This window comes from Streptomyces caelestis, from assembly GCF_001279005.1.
GTDB lineage: Bacteria > Actinomycetota > Actinomycetes > Streptomycetales > Streptomycetaceae > Streptomyces > Streptomyces heliomycini.
Genome location: NZ_LGCN01000204.1, coordinates 19553 through 36891, shown reverse-complemented (window position 1 = coordinate 36891; position 17339 = coordinate 19553). Strand labels below are relative to the sequence as shown.

Sequence of the window (17339 nt, the reverse complement as noted above, 5' to 3'; positions counted from 1 at the left end):
GCGTCGCTAGCGTTCGTCCCCTGGCCAGGACATGCACAGGCAGTCGGAGGACGGGAGGCCGGAGATGACGCGTGGAGGACAGGGGCTGGCCCGGGTGGCCGTCGTCGTACGGGCCGGGGCCGCGCCACTGTGGTGGCTGGGAGCGGTCGCGGCGGGCACCGGGGCGCTGGTGCCGGGGCTGACGGGGCGCCGGATCGGGGTACTGGCGGGCGCCGCGCTGTTCCTCGTGGCGGCGGCCGTCGTGGCGTACGGGCGGCGGGGACGGTATCGCGCGGCGGCCCGTTCGGCGGCCCGGGCGGGCCGGCACGACGTGCTCCAGGACCGGGCGGTGACCGTCCGCAACTGGCGCCGCGGGCACCGCTGGTGGCTGCTGCTCGCCTTCCTCGCCGCACTGGGCACGGCGTTCGCGGTACCCGCCGCCGGTGGTCTGCTGCTCGCCGGGTGCGGGGTGGGGCTCCGGCTGAAGGCGGCCTGGATCGGGCGTCTGGAGCGGGCGGACGAGGCCCTGCTGTGGGTACGCGTCGACTGGCTCCGTGCGGGGGTGGGGCGGCCGGCCGGCAAGGCGGTCAAGGGGTACCGGACGACCGGCATCGCGGCGGGTGACGCGGCGCCGGGCGGTGCGCGCCGGCGGGCGCCGGCCCTCGTCTGAGGCCGGTCTTCCCCGGGGACGCCGCGGGCGGTCGCGCCCGCACGCCGGGGCCGCGCGCCGGCACGGCCCCGCGCCCCTAGGGGACCAGGGCGTCGGTGTGGGCGGCGCCCGACTCGGTCACGATCTCCTCGATCGTCTGGGGAGCGCGCACCGTCGCGAAGGCGACGCCTCCCGCCCCGTCCGGGGCGAAACCGTGGATGCCGGGGCGGGGGAGCGAGTTGTAGGCGTAGTGGTGGGCGAAGTAGTACGCGCCCGTGTCCAGCGCCGCCGCGTGGTCGCCCTGTTCCAGCAACGGCAGTGACTGCGCCCGGGCGAGCAGGTCGCCCGCGAAGCAGGCCGGTCCCGCCACGTCCTGCACGACCGCCGGGCCCTCCTTGGGCCGCCCCTGTGCGTCGTACGCGGCGATCCGCAGCGGCCACGACTCCGGCGCGTACACCGTCCGCGTCGCCACCTGCACGCCCGCGTGCGTCACCGCGACCGGACGCCCGCCGGCGCTCTTGGCGTATTCCACGCGCGCGACCACCGTGCCGTGCTTGGCCAGCAGTGACCGGCCGAACTCGGTGACCAGCCCGTACCGCCCGTCGAACAGCCCCGGCACCGTCTCGCGCAGCAGCCGCGCGTACCGCCCGTACGTCGGTGTGATCGCCTCGGAGGCGAAGTTCACCGGCAGCCCGCCGCCGATGTCGACGGTGTCGACCTGGTGGCGTCCGGCGCGCCGGTTGATCTCCTCCGCCAGTTCGTACGTCTGAGCGATCCCCCGCGCCATCATCGTCAGCTCGATGCCCTGGGAGCCCGTGTGCGCGTGCAGCCGGGTCAGCCACGGCCGCTCCAGATACGCCCGTACGACCCATTCCCGCGCGCCCTCGTCGCGCAGCGCCACCCCGAACTTCGAGGTCGCCGTGGCCGTGGACAGCGCCTCGATGGAACCGCCGCCGACCTGCGGGTTCACCCGGATGCCGACGGGTGAGCGAGAGCCGGACCGCGCCATCAGGGAGTCGAGGCGGGCCAGTTCCTGCGGGTTGTCCGCGTTGACGGCGATGCCCAGCGCGAGCGCCTCCCGCAGTTCGGCGGGCGTCTTGGCGGGCGAGTCGAGGACCGTCCGCTCCGGCTCCACCCCCGCCGCCCGCGCCAGCGCCAGTTCACCCGGGCTGGCCACCTCCGCGCCGATGCCCTCCGCCCGCAGCAGTCGCAGCACCGGCACCAGCGGGCTCGCCTTCACCGCGAAGGCGTGCAGCACGGGCGTGCCGGGCGCCGTCACCGCGTCGAACGCCGACCGCAGTTCGGCCGCCGACTCCCGGATGCCGACCACGTCGAGCAGGGCCACCAGCGGGTTGTCGGCGTCGACCAGCCCTTGCTCCACGGCGGCCCGCACCGCCTTGTTCCGCCGGACCGTCCGCCCCTCGGCGTACGCGTCCACCTCGTCCGTCCGGCCGTCGTCGTGGGCCACCGCGCCCCTCGTCCCTTCGGCGTTCTCCGTGTTCGCGCGCATGAACCCAGGGTTCGCGCGCGGGGACCCGGCCAAACATCCCCCGCGCGGCCGGGCCGGCCCGCCCCTGTGTTGACTAGCTCTATTCAGGCCAGGAGTATGTGAATATCCGCAGTAGTCATCCGCAGCTGAGGAGGCAGACATGTCAGGACCCCGGCCCGTCCGAGCGCCCCGCGGCACCGAACCGAGCGCCCTGGGATGGCAGCAGGAGGCCGCCCTGCGGATGCTGCAGAACAACCTCGACCCGGAGGTCGCCGAGCACCCCGACAAGCTCGTCGTCTACGGCGGCACGGGCAAGGCGGCCCGTGACTGGCGCTCCTTCGACGCCATGGTCCGCACGCTGAGGACCCTCAAGCAGGACGAGACGATGCTCGTCCAGTCCGGCCGCCCGGTCGGCGTCATGCAGACCCACGAGTGGGCGCCGCGCGTCCTCATCGCCAACTCCAACCTCGTCGGCGACTGGGCCGACTGGGAGGAGTTCCGCCGCCTGGAGGCCCTCGGCCTCACCATGTACGGGCAGATGACCGCCGGTTCCTGGATCTACATCGGCACCCAGGGCATCCTCCAGGGCACCTACGAGACCTTCGCCGCCGTCGCCGCGAAGCGGTTCGGCGGCACCCTCGCCGGGACCATCACCCTCACCGCCGGGCTCGGCGGCATGGGCGGCGCCCAGCCGCTCGCCGTCACCATGAACGACGGCGTGGCGATCTGCGTCGACTGCGACCCCCGCGCGATCGAGCGCCGCATCGAGCACCGCTACCTGGACGTCAGGGCGGACTCGCTCGACCACGCCCTCCGGCTGGCCGTCGAGGCCCGCGACCGGCGCAGGCCCCTGTCCATCGGCGTCCTCGGCAACGCCGCCGAGCTGCTCCCGCGGCTGCTCGCCATGAGCGCGCCCGTCGACATCGTCACCGACCAGACCTCCGCCCACGACCCGCTGGCGTACCTGCCCGTCGGGACCGCCTTCGAGGACATGGCGGACGCCGCCGCGAAGGACCCGGCCGGCTTCACCGCCCGGGCGCGCGAGTCCATGGCCCGGCACGTCGAGGCGATGGTCGGCTTCCAGGACGCCGGCGCGGAGGTGTTCGACTACGGCAACTCCATCCGTGGTGAGGCGCGGCTCGCCGGGTACGAGCGCGCGTTCGCCTTCCCGGGGTTCGTGCCGGCGTACATCCGGCCGCTGTTCTGCGAGGGCAAGGGGCCCTTCCGGTGGGCCGCGCTGTCGGGCGACCCCGCCGACATCGCCAGGACCGACAAGGCGGTCCTGGAGCTGTTCCCGGAGAACGAGTCCCTGGCCCGGTGGATCAGGATGGCGGGGGAGCGGGTGCGCTTCCAGGGGCTGCCCGCGCGTATCTGCTGGCTGGGGTACGGGGAGCGGGACAGGGCCGGTGAGCGGTTCAACGACATGGTCGCGAGCGGGGAGCTGACCGCGCCGATCGTGATCGGGCGCGATCACCTCGACTGCGGGTCGGTGGCCTCTCCCTACCGGGAGACCGAGGCGATGCTGGACGGGTCCGACGCGATCGCCGACTGGCCGTTGCTGAACGCGATGGTGAACGTGGCTTCCGGGGCGTCGTGGGTGTCGATCCACCACGGTGGGGGCGTCGGCATGGGGCGGTCGATCCACGCCGGGCAGGTGACGGTGGCCGACGGGACCGCGCTGGCGGGGGAGAAGATCCGCCGGGTGCTCACGAACGACCCCGGGATGGGGGTGATCCGGCATGTCGACGCCGGGTACGACATCGCGGAGTCGGTGGCGGACTCGCGGGGTGTGCGGGTGCCGATGCGTGAGGACGGGTCGGCGTGAGGGACGGCGCCTCCTCAGCGGGGGCGGGCGGGTCGTCACCGCCCGCGGGTTCGGCTGTGCCCGCCCTCCCCCATGGCCCGAAAGGCAGAGGAGACACCCCCATCGCCCTACGGAACGACTGCCCACAGCCGGGCGGTTCGCAGTCGGGCGGTTCGCAGCCGGGCGGCCTACAGCTTGGCGGCTCACAGTCCGGCGGCTCGCAGCCTGGCGGCCCACAGCCCGGCGGCCTGCAGTCGGGCGGCCTACAGCCTGGGGGCCTACAGTCGGGCGGTTCGCAGCCTGGCGGCCCACAGCCCGGGGGCCCACAGTCGGGCGGCCCACAGCTTGAGGGTTCACAGCCGGGCGGCCCACAGCCGGGCGGCCTACAGCCCGGCGGCCGTCAGCCGGGCGGTGGTTCGTGGGTTGTGCCGCCCTCGTTCCACGAGATGTGGCGGCAGCTGCTGCCCATCGGGCGCGACGCCGCCTCCGGCGGCTACCGGCGGTTCGCCTGGACCCGGGCCGACTCCGAGTGCCGGAGGTGGTTCGAGGAGCAGGCCCGTGGCCGAGGACTGACCTACGAGATCGACCGGAACGGGAACCAGTGGGCCTGGCTGGGCGAGCCCGCGCGGGGGGACGCCGTCGTCACCGGGTCGCACCTCGACTCCGTGCCCGACGGCGGGGCCTTCGACGGGCCCCTCGGGGTCGTGTCCGCCTTCGCCGCGCTCGACGAACTGCGTCGGCGGGGCGCGCGGTTCGCCAAGCCGCTCGGCATCGTCAACTTCGGGGACGAGGAGGGCGCCCGCTTCGGGCTCGCCTGCGTCGGCTCCCGGCTCACCGCGGGCGCGCTCACCGTCGAGCAGGCCCACCGGCTCACCGACGGGGACGGCGTCACGCTCCCGCAGGCCATGGAGGCCGCCGGACACGACCCTGGCGCCATCGGCCCCGACCCCGAACGGCTCGACCTCATCGGCGCCTTCGTGGAACTCCACGTCGAACAGGGCCGCGCCCTCGACCTGTCCGGCGACCGCGTCGGCATCGCGTCCGCCATCTGGCCGCACGGCCGCTGGCGGTTCGACTTCCGGGGCGAGGCCAACCACGCCGGCACCACCCGGCTCGCCGACCGGCGCGACCCCATGCTGTCGTACGCCGGGACCGTCCTCGCCGCCCGCCGGGAGGCCGAACTCGCCGGTGCCGTAGCCACCTTCGGCAAGATCGCCGTCGAGCCCAACGGCGTCAACGCCGTCCCCTCCCTGGTGCGCGGCTGGCTCGACTCCCGCGCCTCCGACCAGAAGAGCCTGGACGCCGTCGTGGACGGCGTGCGGCAGGCCGCCCGCGCCCACGCGCGGGAGCACGGCGTCACACTCGACGTCGAACGCGAGTCCTTCACCCCCGTCGTCGAGTTCGACCACGCCCTGCGCGACGAGCTCGCCCGCATCCTCGGCGGCGACACCGACCTCAGGGTGCCCGTCCTCGGCACCGGCGCCGGACACGACGCCGGAATCCTCTCCGGACGCGTCCCGACCGCCATGCTGTTCGTGCGCAACCCCACCGGCGTCTCGCACTCCCCGGCCGAGTCCGCCGACGAGGACGACTGCGTGGCCGGGGTCCTCGCCCTCGCCGACGTACTGGAAGGACTGGCCTGCACGTGACTGCCACCCCGCGGACGTACTGGCTGGAGCACGCCTGGCTCGGCACCCACGTCGAACCGGGCGTGACCACGGAGGTCCGGGGCGGCCGCATCACCGCCGTCCGCCCGGACACCCCCGCCCCGCCGCCCGGCGCCGAGATCCTGCGCGGACTGACCCTGCCGGGACTGGCGAACGCGCACAGCCACGCCTTCCACCGCGCCCTGCGCTCCACCGTCCAGGTGGGCTCCGGCACCTTCTGGACCTGGCGCGAGATCATGTACGCCACGGCCGACCGGCTCACCCCGGACACCTACCACGCCCTCGCCCGGGCCGTGTACGCCGAGATGGCGCTGGCGGGCATCACGGCGGTCGGCGAGTTCCACTACGTCCACCACGCCCCCGGCGGCACGCCCTACGCCGACCCCAACGCCATGGGCGAGGCGCTCGTCGAGGCCGCCGCCGAGGCCGGCATCCGCATCACCCTCCTCGACACCGCCTACCTCTCCTCCGGTTTCGGACAGCCGCCCACCACCCACCAGCTCCGCTTCTCCGACGGCGACGCGGACGCCTGGGCCCAGCGCTGTTCCGCCCTCGGGGAACGGGACCACGCACGGATCGGTGCGGCGGTCCACTCCGTCCGGGCCGTACCGGCGGAGCAGTTGGCGACCGTGGCGCGGTGGGCCGAGGAGCGGCGGGCCCCGCTCCACGTGCACCTGTCCGAGCAGACCGCCGAGAACGACGCCTGCCGGGAGGTCCACGGCTGCACCCCGGCACAGCTCCTGGCCCTGCACGGCGTCCTCGGACCGCGCACCACCGGTGTCCACAACACCCACCTCACCGCCGAGGACATCACCCTCATCGGCGGCAGCGGCACCGGCACCTGTATGTGCCCGACGACCGAACGCGACCTCGCCGACGGGATCGGTCCGGCCGCCGCCCTGCAGAACGAGGGTTCCCCACTCTCCCTCGGCTCCGACAGCCACGCCGTGATCGACCTGCTCGAAGAGGCCCGCGCGCTGGAGCTCGACGAGCGCCTGCGCACCCGCACCCGCGGCCACTGGACGGCCGCCGCGCTGCTGCGGGCCGCCACCGCGGACGGACACGCCGCCCTCGGCTGGGACGACACCGGCCGCATCGAGGCCGGGGCGCGCGCCGACTTCACCACCCTCGCGCTCGACTCGGTCAGAACAGCGGGGCCACCGCCCCGACTCGGCGCCGAGACGGCCGTATTCGCGGCGACAGCGGCGGACGTGCGGCACACGGTCGTGGCGGGCCGGCACGTCGTACGCGACGGGGCGCACACGCTCGTCCCCGACGTACCCGGAGCCCTCGCGCGGGCCGTCGAGGCACTGCGCGTCTGACGACCACCCATGAGGACACCATGAGCAGCACCGTCATCAGCAACATCGCCACGCTGGTCACCAACGACCCCTCCCTGAGGGACGATTCCCCCCTCGGCCTGGTCCGGGACGCGGCCGTCGTCATCGAGGGCGACCGCGTCGTGTGGACCGGTGAGTCAAGGAAAGCACCCGCCACCGACAACCGGGTCGACGCCGGGGGCCGGGCGGTCCTGCCGGGCTTCGTCGACTCCCACTCCCACCTGGTCTTCGCCGGTGACCGCACCGAGGAGTTCAACGCCCGGATGTCCGGCCGCGCCTACGGCGCCGGCGGCATCCGCACGACCGTCGCCGCCACCCGGGCCGCCGCCGACGCGGAACTGGAGGCGAACCTCGTCCGTCTCCTCGACGAGGCGCTCCGCCAGGGCACCACGACCTTCGAGACCAAGTCCGGCTACGGCCTGACCGTCGAGGACGAGGCCCGCGCCCTGCGCCTGGCCGCCCGCCACACCGACGAGGTCACCTACCTCGGCGCCCACGTCGTCGCGCCCGAGTACGCCGAGGACCCGGCCGGATACGTGGCCCTGGTCACCGGCGAGATGCTGGACGCCTGCGCACCGCACGCCCGCTGGATCGACGTCTTCTGCGAGGAGGGCGCCTTCGACGGCGACCAGGCCCGCGCGATCCTCACCGCCGGGAAGGCGAGGGGCCTGCACCCGCGCGTCCACGCCAACCAGCTGTCGTACGGCCCCGGCGTCCGGCTCGCCGTCGAACTCGACGCGGCCAGCGCCGACCACTGCACCCACCTCACCGACGCCGACGTGGACGCCCTCGCCGGCGGGAACACCGTCGCCACCCTGCTCCCCGGCGCCGAGTTCTCCACCCGTGCCGAGTGGCCGGACGCCCGCCGGCTGCTGGACGCGGGCGTCACCGTCGCGCTGTCCACCGACTGCAACCCCGGCTCGTCCTTCACGTCCTCCGTGCCCTTCTGCGTCGCGCTCGCCGTGCGCGACATGGGCATGACGCCGGACGAGGCGGTCCGGGCGGCCACCGCGGGCGGCGCCGCGGCCCTGCGCCGTGACGACATCGGCCGGCTGGCCCCGGGCGCGTACGCCGATCTCACCCTCCTCGACGCCCCGAGCCACGTCCACCTCGCCTACCGGCCCGGTGTCCCGCTGGTCGCGGGGGTGTGGCGCCGGGGCGTGCGCAGGGTGTGAGCGGCCCGGCGCTCCCGGACGCGCCGAAGGGGGCGGCCCGGTCGCGGACCGCCCCCGGAGGGCGCACGTCACCCGGTGAGGGTCATTCCTCTACGGTGAGTCCTTTGCGCAGCTTCACCAGCGTCCGCGACAGCAGGCGGGAGACGTGCATCTGGGAGATGCCCAGTTCCTCGCCGATCTCGGACTGGGTCATGCCCGCGACGAAGCGCAGGGAGAGGATCTTCCGTTCCCGCGGCGGCAGTTCGGCGATCAGCGGCTTCAACGACTCGACGTACTCGATGCCTTCGAGTCCGTGGTCCTCGTAGCCGATCCGGTCCGCCAGGGCGCCCTCGGTGTCGTCCTCCTCCGGCTGGGCGTCCAGCGAGGAGGCGGTGTAGGCGTTCGACGCCGCCATGCCCTCGATGACCTCTTCGGTGGTGATGCCCAGACGCTCGGCCAGTTCGGCCACCGTCGGCGCCCGGTCCAGCTGCTGGGCCAGCTCGTCACCGGCCTTGGCCAGGTCGAGCCGGAGCTCCTGCAGCCGGCGCGGTACGCGCACGGACCACGAGGTGTCGCGGAAGAAGCGCTTGACCTCGCCGATGATGGTGGGCATCGCGAACGTGGGGAACTCCACACCGCGCGACGGTTCGAAGCGGTCGATCGCCTTGATCAGGCCGATGGTGCCGACCTGGATGATGTCCTCCATCGGCTCGCTGCGCGAGCGGAAACGGGAGGCGGCGAACTTGACCAGGGCGAGGTTCAGCTCGACGAGCGTGTTGCGTACGTACGAGTACTCCTGGGTGCCTTCCTCCAGCGACTCCAAGCGCTCGAAGAGGGTCTTGGAGAGGGCTCGCGCGTCGACCGGGCCCACCTCGTCGTACGGGGGGATCTCCGGGAGCCCGGCGAGTAGGTCGTCCGGGACGACACCCGGGTCGTCCTGCTCGATGGGATCCAGATGTTCCGGAGGGAGTGTCGACGTCGCTTTCGGGGTACGCGATGCGTCGAGCCGGGGTGACATGATGTCCTCCATCGTTCTCGGCATATGGCTGCCGAAGCCGATACGTGCACTGCGGTGTGCGGCGCCTCCAAAGCCGGCCGTGTCGGTTGCGTGTTCTTACTAGCCCTACCCGCTTTCCCGAGCCGATCGCAAGTGCAGTCTGTCCGCATATGTCTGTTTGTGCGCGATTGTTAGGCTGTCGAAGCGTCGCCATAAGGCGTAATGTTCGAGGACGTCAGTAAGCAGCCAAGAGGTCGGGAGAGAGAGACGGCATGGACCGCGGGACGGTCGGCAGCGCACAGTCTGGCCGGCTTCTGGTCGAGGTGCGAGAAGAGGGCCCCAGTGCCGTCGTGACTCCGGCGGGTGAGTTGGATCACCACACCGCCGATCTGTTGCGGGAGCCACTGGAGGACTGTCTCGCCAAGGGATTCAAGCGGCTTGTCATCGACTGCTCCCGGCTGGAGTTCTGTGACTCCACGGGGCTGAACGTGTTGCTCGGCGCCCGGCTGAAGGCCGAGGCGGCCGGAGGCGGGGTCCATCTCGTGGGGATGCAGCCCGTCGTCGCGCGCGTCTTCGAGATCACGGGAGCGGACGCGGTGTTCGCCGTCCACGACACGCTCGAGGCGGCGCTGGCCGACGATTCCGCGTGACGCGCGCGGGCAGGCCCGGCCGGGCTCTCGCGTCGCCCTCGTTGCCGGAGGGCCGCTTCCGGCACGCCTTTTCTTGCGAATACGGGGGTGTCCCCTCGGCACGCCCGGGCAGGAGAGACCCTGAACGCGTCGGGCACGGTGGTCGCGAGGGCGCCGGGAACCGGATGGGTCGTCCGCGCGGGACCGATCTAGTACGGGAACTTTTGAATCGTGAACTGGTGACACGGTGAGGTGAAGCGCTGATGAGCACCACCCGGCCCTACCCGCCGGGCGACCGCGGTCCGGAGCCCAGCGGCGCTTCCGGGACGCCCGGGGGCGGCGCGCCGACGGCGAGCGCCTCCGACGGGGGCGTCGCCGTGCCCACCGAGCCGTCGGGGTCTTCCGGGCCGCCGGGCGGCGGCCAGGTCTACCGGCTGAGCTTCGACGACCAGAGCGGCGTCGTACCGCTCGCCCGTGACTTCACCCGCCAGGCGCTGTACGCGTGGGGCTGGCTGCCCGCCGACACCGCCGATCGGCGGGCCGCCGCCGAGGACGTCCTGCTCGTCGTCTCCGAACTGGTCACCAACGCCTGCCTGCACGCCGAAGGGCCGGACCATCTGGCCATCACCTGCGACAAGAAGGTGATCCGGATCGAGGTCACCGACCGGGGCACGGGCCAGCCGGCCCCGCGCACCCCGCACCGGGCGGGCCGCCCGGGCGGCCACGGCATGTTCATCGTGCAGCGGCTCTGCCTGGACTGGGGAGTCCTCCGGGCCGCGGACATCGCGGGCAAGACGGTCTGGGCGGAACTCGGAGCACCGGCGTAACCCGGCCCCGGGACACCGCCATGCCCGGGCCCGGTGCGTCGCGCACGGCCCGGGTTTCACGGTGGCCGGGGCGAGCGTGGCCCGGACCCGGCACGCCCGCGGGATCCGCACCCGGAGCACCCGGAGCACCCGGCGTCGGAGCCTCGTCGCAACGCCCGAAGGCCCCTGGAAACCGCCGGTTTCCAGGGGCCTTCGCGTCGAGCCGTGGGGGGGGATGGCTCAGCGCACGTCGCCCATGAGGGCCTTGACCTTGTTGCGGTACATCCACACCGCGACACCGGCGACCACCGCGAGGCTCGCCTCCAGCGCGACGATGCCCGTCTTGTTCAGGTCGACGCCGGCGATGGAGAGCAGACCGGTCGTGGCGTCACCGGCGGTGACGGCCAGGAACCAGACGCCCATCATCTGCGAGGCGTACTTCGCGGGCGCCATCTTCGTGGTGACCGACAGGCCGACCGGGGAGAGCAGCAGCTCACCGACGGTCTGCGTGAAGTAGATCGCCACCAGCCACAGCGCCGCCGCCTTGTGACCGCCCTCGGCGATCGACAGCGGGGCCAGGAAGAGGAAGAAGGACGCGCCGACCAGCACCAGGCCGGAGGAGAACTTCACGATCGTGCTCGGCTCCTTGCCGCGCCGGTTCAGCGCCAGCCAGACCCAGGCGAAGACCGGGGCCAGCGCCATGATCAGGACCGGGTTGACCGACTGGTACCAGGAGACCGGGAACCCCCAGCCGAGGACGGTGTTGTCGGCCGACGCGTCGGCGAAGATCGACAGCGTCGAGCCGCCCTGGTCGTAGATCATCCAGAACACGGCCGCGGCGACGAAGAACCAGATGTACGCGGACATCTTCGACTGCTCGGCGCGGTCGAGCTCCCTGTCGCGCTTGATGCGGACCAGCACCATCACCGGGATGATCACACCGAGCAGCGTCAGCGGGACCAGGACCCAGTTCAGCGTGTAGTGGCCGGAGAGGCCGAGGGCGGTGTAGGCGACGACGGCGATGCCCGCCCAGAGGGCGGCCTTGCGCAGGGTGGCGGACTTCTCCTCGGCCGACAGGGGCTTCGGGACGACGCTGGAGTGCGCGTCCAGGTGACGGCTGCCCAGCAGGAACTGGACCAGGCCCAGACCCATGCCCAGCGCGGCGAGCGCGAAGCCCAGGTGCCAGTTGACGCTCTCGCCGATGGTGCCGATGATCAGCGGCGCGGCGAAGGCGCCCAGGTTGATGCCCATGTAGAAGACGGTGAAGCCACCGTCCCGGCGCGGGTCGTCCGGGCCCTTGTAGAGGTGGCCGACCATGGTGGAGATGTTGGCCTTCAGCAGGCCGGAGCCGATGGCGACCAGACCGAGACCCGCGTAGAAGGTGCCGGAGGACGGCAGGGCCAGCGTCAGGTGGCCCAGCATGATGACGCCGCCGGCGACGGCGACGGTCTTGCGGGGACCCCAGACACGGTCGCCGAACCAGCCGCCGGGCATGGCGAGCAGGTACACCAGCGACACGTACACCGAGTAGATCGCCGTCGCGGTGCCGGCGCTCAGGGCCAGGCCGCCCGGCGCGACGAGGTACAGCGGGAGCAGAGCCCTCATGCCGTAGTAGGAGAAACGCTCCCACATCTCGGTCATGAAGAGAGTGGCCAGTCCGCGGGGGTGGCCGAAGAAGGTCTTCTCGGAGCCGGGGGTGCCCGGGGTGACCGAGTCCTTCGTCAGGCTGGACGCCATGGTCGATCCTTGCTGGTCGGGACGCGTCGCGCGAGCGTGTACGCGCCCGGTGGGGGGCGGCCGGCACCGGCGGGGTCGTACCGTCCACCCCACGCCCGGGGGAGGCCGCTCCGGGTCGCGGAACGGCGGACGGCGACCACCGGGATCCACACCTCTACGCGCGTCAGTGCGCGGGGAGGCCCGGCCACAGGTCATTCCTTCCGGGGCCGGCGGAGAAGCCGGCCCGCACACAAAAGAGACCCTCGGCGTCGACTGCGCCAAAGGCCCCCGTGGTGCAACAGGCGTTGATTCACCATACGGCAGGACAGTGCCGGATATGGAAGGACTTGAGACAGGGATCACAGGTTTCACTGGAACCGCGATCACCCATTCGAAGGTCTCTCTCAGGTTCGCACCCCACAGCCGCAGGCGCGAACCAAGAGCGCCGTAGGTGGGAAACGGGCATGCCGGAGGTAAGGGACAACGCCCGCGATCACACCCCGGGCCCCTCGGCGGCGGGACTACCATCACTGCATGACCCGTGTACTGCTCGCCGAGGACGACGCGTCCATCTCGGAGCCGCTGGCCCGCGCCCTGCGCCGGGAGGGCTACGAAGTCGAGGTGCGTGAGGACGGACCCACCGCGCTCGAAGCCGGCATGCAGGGCGGCGTCGACCTGGTGGTGCTGGATCTCGGACTGCCCGGCATGGACGGTCTGGAGGTCGCCCGCCGGCTCCGCTCCGAGGGGCACACGGTCCCCCTGCTGATCCTGACCGCGCGCGCCGACGAGGTGGACACGGTCGTCGGCCTGGACGCGGGCGCCGACGACTACGTCACCAAGCCGTTCCGGCTCGCCGAGCTGCTGGCCCGGGTGCGGGCCCTGCTGCGGCGCGGTTCCGCCGAGCCCCAGCAGCCGCCCGCCACCCACGGGGTGCGCATCGACGTCGAGTCGCACCGGGCGTGGATGGGCGACGAGGAGCTCCAGCTCACCGCGAAGGAGTTCGACCTGCTGCGGGTCCTGGTGCGGGACGCGGGCCGGGTCGTCACCCGCGACCAGTTGATGCGCGAGGTCTGGGACACCACCTGGTGGTCCTCCACCAAGACCCTCGACATGCACATCTCCTGGCTGCGCAAGAAGCTGGGCGACGACGCGGCCAACCCCCGCTACATCGCGACCGTGCGCGGTGTGGGCTTCCGGTTCGAGAAGAGCTGAACCCCGTCGGGGTTCGCCAGTGAGTAAGAGGACATGCGCCGCCGTCTGATCCAGTCCACGCTCGCCGTGGTGCTCGTCGTGATCGCCGTCTTCGGCGTCTCCCTGGTCATCGTCGAGACCCGCACCATCAGCGAGAGCGCCAGGGAGCGGGTGGAGTCCGAGGCGGTACGGCTGGCCAGCATCGTCGACAGCCGGCTGATCGTCGAGGACAAGGTCACCGCCGAGATCCTCAGCAACCAGGTCACCGAGGACCGGTACGCCGTCATCCGGATCCCCGGCAAGCCGCCCATCGAGGTCGGCGCCAAGCCGGACGGCGACGTCATCAGCGGCTCGGCGCCCGGCGAGGAGGGCGAGACGGTCACCGTCCAGGAGCCGCGCTCCTCGGTGACCCGGGAGGTCGGCCGTACGCTGCTGATCATCGGCCTGGTGGCGCTGCTCGCGGTGGTCGCGGCGGTGCTGCTGGCGATCCGCCAGGCCAACAGGCTCGCCTCCCCGCTGACCGACCTCGCGGAGACCGCCGAGCGCCTCGGCTCCGGCGACCCGCGCCCCCGCCACCGCCGCTACGGCGTTCCCGAGCTGGACCGGGTCGCGGACGTGCTGGACCGCTCCGCCGAGCGCATCGCCCGTATGCTGACCGCGGAGCGGCGGCTGGCCGCCGACGCCTCCCACCAGCTGCGCACGCCCCTCACCGCCCTGTCCATGCGGCTGGAGGAGATCACCCTCACCGACGACCTGGAGACGGTGAAGGAGGAGGCGACGATCGCGCTGGCGCAGGTGGAGCGGCTGACGGACGTGGTGGAGCGGCTGCTGACCAATTCCCGCGACCCCCGCACCGGCTCCGCGGTCACCTTCGACCTCGACGAGGTCATCAAGCAGCAGCTCGCCGAGTGGCGCCCCGCCTACCGCAGCGCGGGCCGGGCGATCGTCACCTCCGGCAAACGGGAGCTGCGGGCGGTGGGCACGCCGGGCGCCGTCGCCCAGGTGCTGGCCGCGCTGATCGAGAACTCGCTGATGCACGGCGGCGGCACGGTCGCCCTGCGCACCCGGGTCACCGGCAACCAGGTGGTCGTCGAGGTCACCGACGAGGGTCCGGGCGTCCCCGCCGACCTGGGCTCGCGGATCTTCGAACGGGCGATCAGCGGCCACAACTCCACCGGCATCGGCCTCGCCGTCGCCCGCGACCTGGCGGAGGCGGACGGCGGTCGGCTGGAGATGCTCCAGGCCAGTCCGGCCGTCTTCGGCCTGTTCCTCTCCCGCACACCCCCGCAGAAGTCCCCGGACGACGAGTCCCGCCGGACGGTGCGCTGACGGCCAAGGCCTGTCCGGCGGGAAAACGGAGGAGACCGGCGGCGCTTCGAAGCACGGGTGAGCGGGGCCTGGTGCGTGCGCCTGCGAGGCGGAGGAGGGCGTCGACGCGATGGGGGCCCCTCCCGCGCGAGCGAAGCCGAGCGTGGGGGAGCCGGCAACCGACGGCAATGCCGCGGATGTGTGTCGGGCCCCGCGTCTCCGGCATGGTCCGCCGGGCAGGCCCTACAGCACGCGCTGCGTCGCGCGGGAGCCCTCGGGGCGCGCGGCGCCCCGCGTCACCGGCTCCCGGGCCGGCAGCGCGCGGAACACCCAGGTGCGGTACGACCAGAAGCGGAACAGGGTCGCCACACCGATGCCGAAGAACTTGAAGATGTTGCTCTGCAGCGGGCTGTCCCAGCCGAAGCCGTACGTCGCCGTGTACAGCACGCCGTTCTCGATCACCAGGCCGGCCACGCTGAACAGCAGGAACAGCGACATCTCCCGGGTGCGCCCGGACCTGTCGCGGTCCCGGTAGGCGAAGTAGCGGAAGCCGATGTAGTTGAAGACGATCGCGACGACGGTCGCTATGACGCTCGCCCGCACCACCTGGAGGTCCGTCACCTGCCGGACCAGGTTGAACACGAGGAGGTTGACCAGCAGGCCGGCTCCGCCGACCGCGCCGAACTTCGCCACCTCACGGACGAGCCGGTCGAACCGCTCCCGCACACCGCCGCGCGGAGGCGGTGCCGGGGCCGTGGTCGGAGGCCCTGAGGAACCGCGTCCCATGGTCGTGCTGACCCCCGTCCCTCGGTCGGCGTCAATCAGACCATGCTAACCACCCGTCCCCGCGATCTTCCTGCGGACGAGGATCCCGGCCGCGGCCCGTCCGGGGGACCGGTAAATCGGCCACGGTGGCTCGGCCGATACCCTGGGGGCGTGACGTTCCCGGTAGTCGGCATGGTCGGCGGTGGCCAGCTCGCTCGTATGACACACGAGGCGGGCATCCCGTTCGGCATCAGGTTCAAGCTCCTCAGTGACACTCCGCAGGATTCCGCGGCGCAGGTCGTCGGCGACGTCGTCGTCGGCGACTACCGCGACCTGGAGACGCTGCGCGCGTTCGCGCGCGGCTGCGACGTGATCACCTTCGACCACGAGCACGTGCCCACCGAGCACCTCAGGGCCCTGGAGGCGGACGGCATCCCCGTCCGCCCGGGCCCCGACGCGCTGGTGCACGCCCAGGACAAGGGCGTGATGCGCGCGAAGCTCGACGCGATCGGCGTGCCGTGCCCGCGGCACCGCATCGTCGCCGACCCCGAGGACGTGACGGCGTTCGCGGCGGAGGGCGACGGCTTCCCGGTCGTCCTCAAGACGGTCCGCGGCGGTTACGACGGCAAGGGCGTGTGGGTCGTCGACTCCGCCGAGGAGGCGGCCGAGCCGTTCAGGGCGGGTGTCGCCGTCCTCGCCGAGGAGAAGGTCGACTTCGTGCGCGAGCTGGCCGCCAACGTGGTCCGCTCCCCGCACGGACAGGCCGTCGCCTACCCCGTCGTCGAGTCGCGGCAGGTGAACGGCGTCTGCGACACGGTGATCGCGCCCGCCCCCGGCCTCGCCGAGGACCTCGCGCTGAAGGCCGAGGAGATGGCGCTGAACATCGCCAAGGAACTCGGCGTCGTCGGCCACCTCGCGGTCGAGCTGTTCCAGACCCGCGACGGCCGCATCCTCGTCAACGAGCTCGCGATGCGCCCGCACAACTCCGGACACTGGTCCATGGACGGCGCGATCACCTCGCAGTTCGCCAACCACGTCCGCGCCGTCCTCGACCTCCCGCTCGGCGACCCCCGCCCGCGCGCGAAGTGGACGGTCATGGTCAACGTCCTCGGCGGCGACTACCCGGACATGTACTCCGCGTACCTGCACTGCATGGCCCGCGACCCCCAGCTGAAGATCCACATGTACGGCAAGGACGTGAAGCCCGGCCGCAAGGTGGGCCACGTCAACACTTACGGCGACGACCTGGACGACGTGCTGGAGCGCGCCCGTCACGCAGCCGGCTACCTGAGAGGCACGATCACCGAATGAGTCCCGTTGTCGGCATCGTCATGGGTTCGGACTCCGACTGGCCCGTCATGGAGGCGGCCGCCAAGGCCCTCGACGAGTTCGAGGTCGCCTACGAGGTCGACGTCGTCTCCGCGCACCGCATGCCCCGCGAGATGATCGCGTACGGCGAGCAGGCCGCGGACCGGGGGCTCAAGGTGATCATCGCGGGCGCGGGCGGCGCCGCCCACCTGCCCGGCATGCTCGCCTCCGTCACCCCGCTGCCCGTCATCGGCGTGCCCGTCCCGCTGAAGTACCTCGACGGCATGGACTCCCTGCTGTCCATCGTGCAGATGCCGGCCGGCGTCCCGGTCGCCACCGTCTCGGTGGCCGGCGCCCGCAACGCGGGCCTGCTCGCGGCCCGTATCCTCGCCGCCCATGACGAGGAACTCCTCGGCCGCATGCGGGAGTTCCAGCAGGAGCTGAACGACCAGGCCACCGAGAAGGGCAGGCGGCTGCGCGCCAAGGCCGAGGGCTCCGGCAACGGCTTCGGCTTCGGCAAGTGAGCGGGGCGGGTGC

The 17339-nt window shown here is 72.5% G+C and carries 15 protein-coding genes; 11 read left to right on the top strand and 4 right to left on the bottom strand.

Going from position 1 to position 17339, the window contains the following annotated elements:
• Positions 1-64 precede the first annotated feature (64 nt).
• Complete coding sequence (locus ADK41_RS21995; RefSeq protein ID WP_030821666.1) at positions 65-649, top strand: hypothetical protein; 585 nt, start codon at positions 65-67, stop codon at positions 647-649.
• Between the two features lie 76 nt (positions 650-725).
• Here ADK41_RS21995 and ADK41_RS21990 read toward each other — a convergent pair whose 3' ends face one another.
• Positions 726-2138, bottom strand: coding sequence for a diaminopimelate decarboxylase (locus ADK41_RS21990; RefSeq protein WP_030821664.1), 1413 nt, complete (start codon positions 2136-2138; stop codon positions 726-728).
• A 139-nt stretch (positions 2139-2277) separates the two neighbouring features.
• Here ADK41_RS21990 and hutU point away from each other — a divergent pair, with 139 nt between their 5' ends.
• From hutU to hutI, 4 genes are all read left to right on the top strand, one after another.
• Positions 2278-3942, top strand: a complete 1665-nt coding sequence (hutU, locus tag ADK41_RS21985) for a urocanate hydratase (protein WP_030821662.1) — start codon at positions 2278-2280, stop codon at positions 3940-3942.
• Positions 3943-4367: 425 nt separating this feature from the next.
• A complete protein-coding gene (locus ADK41_RS21980; RefSeq protein WP_030821660.1) occupies positions 4368-5570 on the top strand; it encodes an allantoate amidohydrolase in 1203 nt (400 codons plus the stop codon).
• Positions 5567-6910, top strand: coding sequence for a formimidoylglutamate deiminase (locus tag ADK41_RS21975; protein ID WP_030821658.1), 1344 nt, complete (start codon positions 5567-5569; stop codon positions 6908-6910). The genes ADK41_RS21980 and ADK41_RS21975 overlap by 4 nt, the downstream gene beginning before the upstream one ends.
• 20 nt (positions 6911-6930) lie before the next feature.
• A complete protein-coding gene (gene hutI, locus ADK41_RS21970) occupies positions 6931-8103 on the top strand; it encodes an imidazolonepropionase (protein ID WP_030821656.1) in 1173 nt (390 codons plus the stop codon).
• Positions 8104-8185: 82 nt separating this feature from the next.
• Here hutI and ADK41_RS21965 read toward each other — a convergent pair whose 3' ends face one another.
• Entirely contained in the window at positions 8186-9100 is a 915-nt protein-coding gene (locus tag ADK41_RS21965) for an RNA polymerase sigma factor SigF (protein WP_106979396.1), read from the bottom strand.
• A 251-nt stretch (positions 9101-9351) separates the two neighbouring features.
• On the opposite strand from ADK41_RS21965, the gene ADK41_RS21960 reads away from it, so the two are divergent.
• Together ADK41_RS21960 and ADK41_RS21955 are read left to right on the top strand one after the other, a co-directional pair.
• The gene (locus ADK41_RS21960; RefSeq protein ID WP_030821652.1) at positions 9352-9729 is read left to right on the top strand and encodes an STAS domain-containing protein; all 378 of its coding nucleotides are present in this window, start codon (positions 9352-9354) and stop codon (positions 9727-9729) included.
• A gap of 242 nt (positions 9730-9971) precedes the next feature.
• Positions 9972-10535: an ATP-binding protein gene (locus ADK41_RS21955; RefSeq protein ID WP_030821650.1), complete on the top strand. Its 564-nt coding sequence runs from the start codon at positions 9972-9974 to the stop codon at positions 10533-10535.
• Positions 10536-10754: 219 nt separating this feature from the next.
• On the opposite strand, the gene ADK41_RS21950 is transcribed toward ADK41_RS21955, so the two are convergent.
• Positions 10755-12251 (bottom strand): oligopeptide:H+ symporter, encoded by a 1497-nt coding sequence (locus tag ADK41_RS21950; protein WP_030821648.1) that lies wholly within the window; start codon positions 12249-12251, stop codon positions 10755-10757.
• Positions 12252-12764: 513 nt separating this feature from the next.
• Here ADK41_RS21950 and ADK41_RS21945 point away from each other — a divergent pair.
• Positions 12765-13442, top strand: coding sequence for a response regulator transcription factor (locus tag ADK41_RS21945; RefSeq protein WP_030821646.1), 678 nt, complete (start codon positions 12765-12767; stop codon positions 13440-13442).
• A gap of 33 nt (positions 13443-13475) precedes the next feature.
• Positions 13476-14750 (top strand): ATP-binding protein, encoded by a 1275-nt coding sequence (locus ADK41_RS21940; protein WP_030821644.1) that lies wholly within the window; start codon positions 13476-13478, stop codon positions 14748-14750.
• 222 nt (positions 14751-14972) lie between these two features.
• Here the strand turns inward: ADK41_RS21940 and ADK41_RS21935 are convergent, their stop codons facing one another.
• Positions 14973-15515, bottom strand: a complete 543-nt coding sequence (locus ADK41_RS21935; RefSeq protein ID WP_051843020.1) for a GtrA family protein — start codon at positions 15513-15515, stop codon at positions 14973-14975.
• A 150-nt stretch (positions 15516-15665) separates the two neighbouring features.
• Between ADK41_RS21935 and ADK41_RS21930 the strand changes: the two genes are divergently transcribed.
• Both ADK41_RS21930 and purE read left to right on the top strand, forming a co-directional pair.
• Entirely contained in the window at positions 15666-16805 is a 1140-nt protein-coding gene (locus tag ADK41_RS21930) for a 5-(carboxyamino)imidazole ribonucleotide synthase (RefSeq protein WP_030821640.1), read from the top strand.
• Positions 16802-17326 carry a 5-(carboxyamino)imidazole ribonucleotide mutase gene (gene purE, locus ADK41_RS21925; RefSeq protein WP_030821638.1) on the top strand — a complete coding sequence of 175 codons (525 nt, stop codon included), beginning with the start codon at positions 16802-16804 and terminating at the stop codon, positions 17324-17326. Before ADK41_RS21930 ends, purE begins: the two co-directional genes overlap by 4 nt.
• Positions 17327-17339: the final 13 nt, after the last annotated feature.

Coding starts and splice junctions, on each gene's coding strand:
- ADK41_RS21995 (WP_030821666.1), top strand. CDS start 65: ATGACGCGTGGAGGACAGGGGCTGGCCCGGGTGGCCGTCGTCGTACGG.
- ADK41_RS21990 (WP_030821664.1), bottom strand. CDS start 2,138: ATGCGCGCGAACACGGAGAACGCCGAAGGGACGAGGGGCGCGGTGGCC.
- hutU (WP_030821662.1), top strand. CDS start 2,278: ATGTCAGGACCCCGGCCCGTCCGAGCGCCCCGCGGCACCGAACCGAGC.
- ADK41_RS21980 (WP_030821660.1), top strand. CDS start 4,368: ATGTGGCGGCAGCTGCTGCCCATCGGGCGCGACGCCGCCTCCGGCGGC.
- hutI (WP_030821656.1), top strand. CDS start 6,931: ATGAGCAGCACCGTCATCAGCAACATCGCCACGCTGGTCACCAACGAC.
- ADK41_RS21965 (WP_106979396.1), bottom strand. CDS start 9,100: ATGTCACCCCGGCTCGACGCATCGCGTACCCCGAAAGCGACGTCGACA.
- ADK41_RS21960 (WP_030821652.1), top strand. CDS start 9,352: ATGGACCGCGGGACGGTCGGCAGCGCACAGTCTGGCCGGCTTCTGGTC.
- ADK41_RS21955 (WP_030821650.1), top strand. CDS start 9,972: ATGAGCACCACCCGGCCCTACCCGCCGGGCGACCGCGGTCCGGAGCCC.
- ADK41_RS21950 (WP_030821648.1), bottom strand. CDS start 12,251: ATGGCGTCCAGCCTGACGAAGGACTCGGTCACCCCGGGCACCCCCGGC.
- ADK41_RS21945 (WP_030821646.1), top strand. CDS start 12,765: ATGACCCGTGTACTGCTCGCCGAGGACGACGCGTCCATCTCGGAGCCG.
- ADK41_RS21940 (WP_030821644.1), top strand. CDS start 13,476: ATGCGCCGCCGTCTGATCCAGTCCACGCTCGCCGTGGTGCTCGTCGTG.
- ADK41_RS21935 (WP_051843020.1), bottom strand. CDS start 15,515: ATGGGACGCGGTTCCTCAGGGCCTCCGACCACGGCCCCGGCACCGCCT.
- purE (WP_030821638.1), top strand. CDS start 16,802: ATGAGTCCCGTTGTCGGCATCGTCATGGGTTCGGACTCCGACTGGCCC.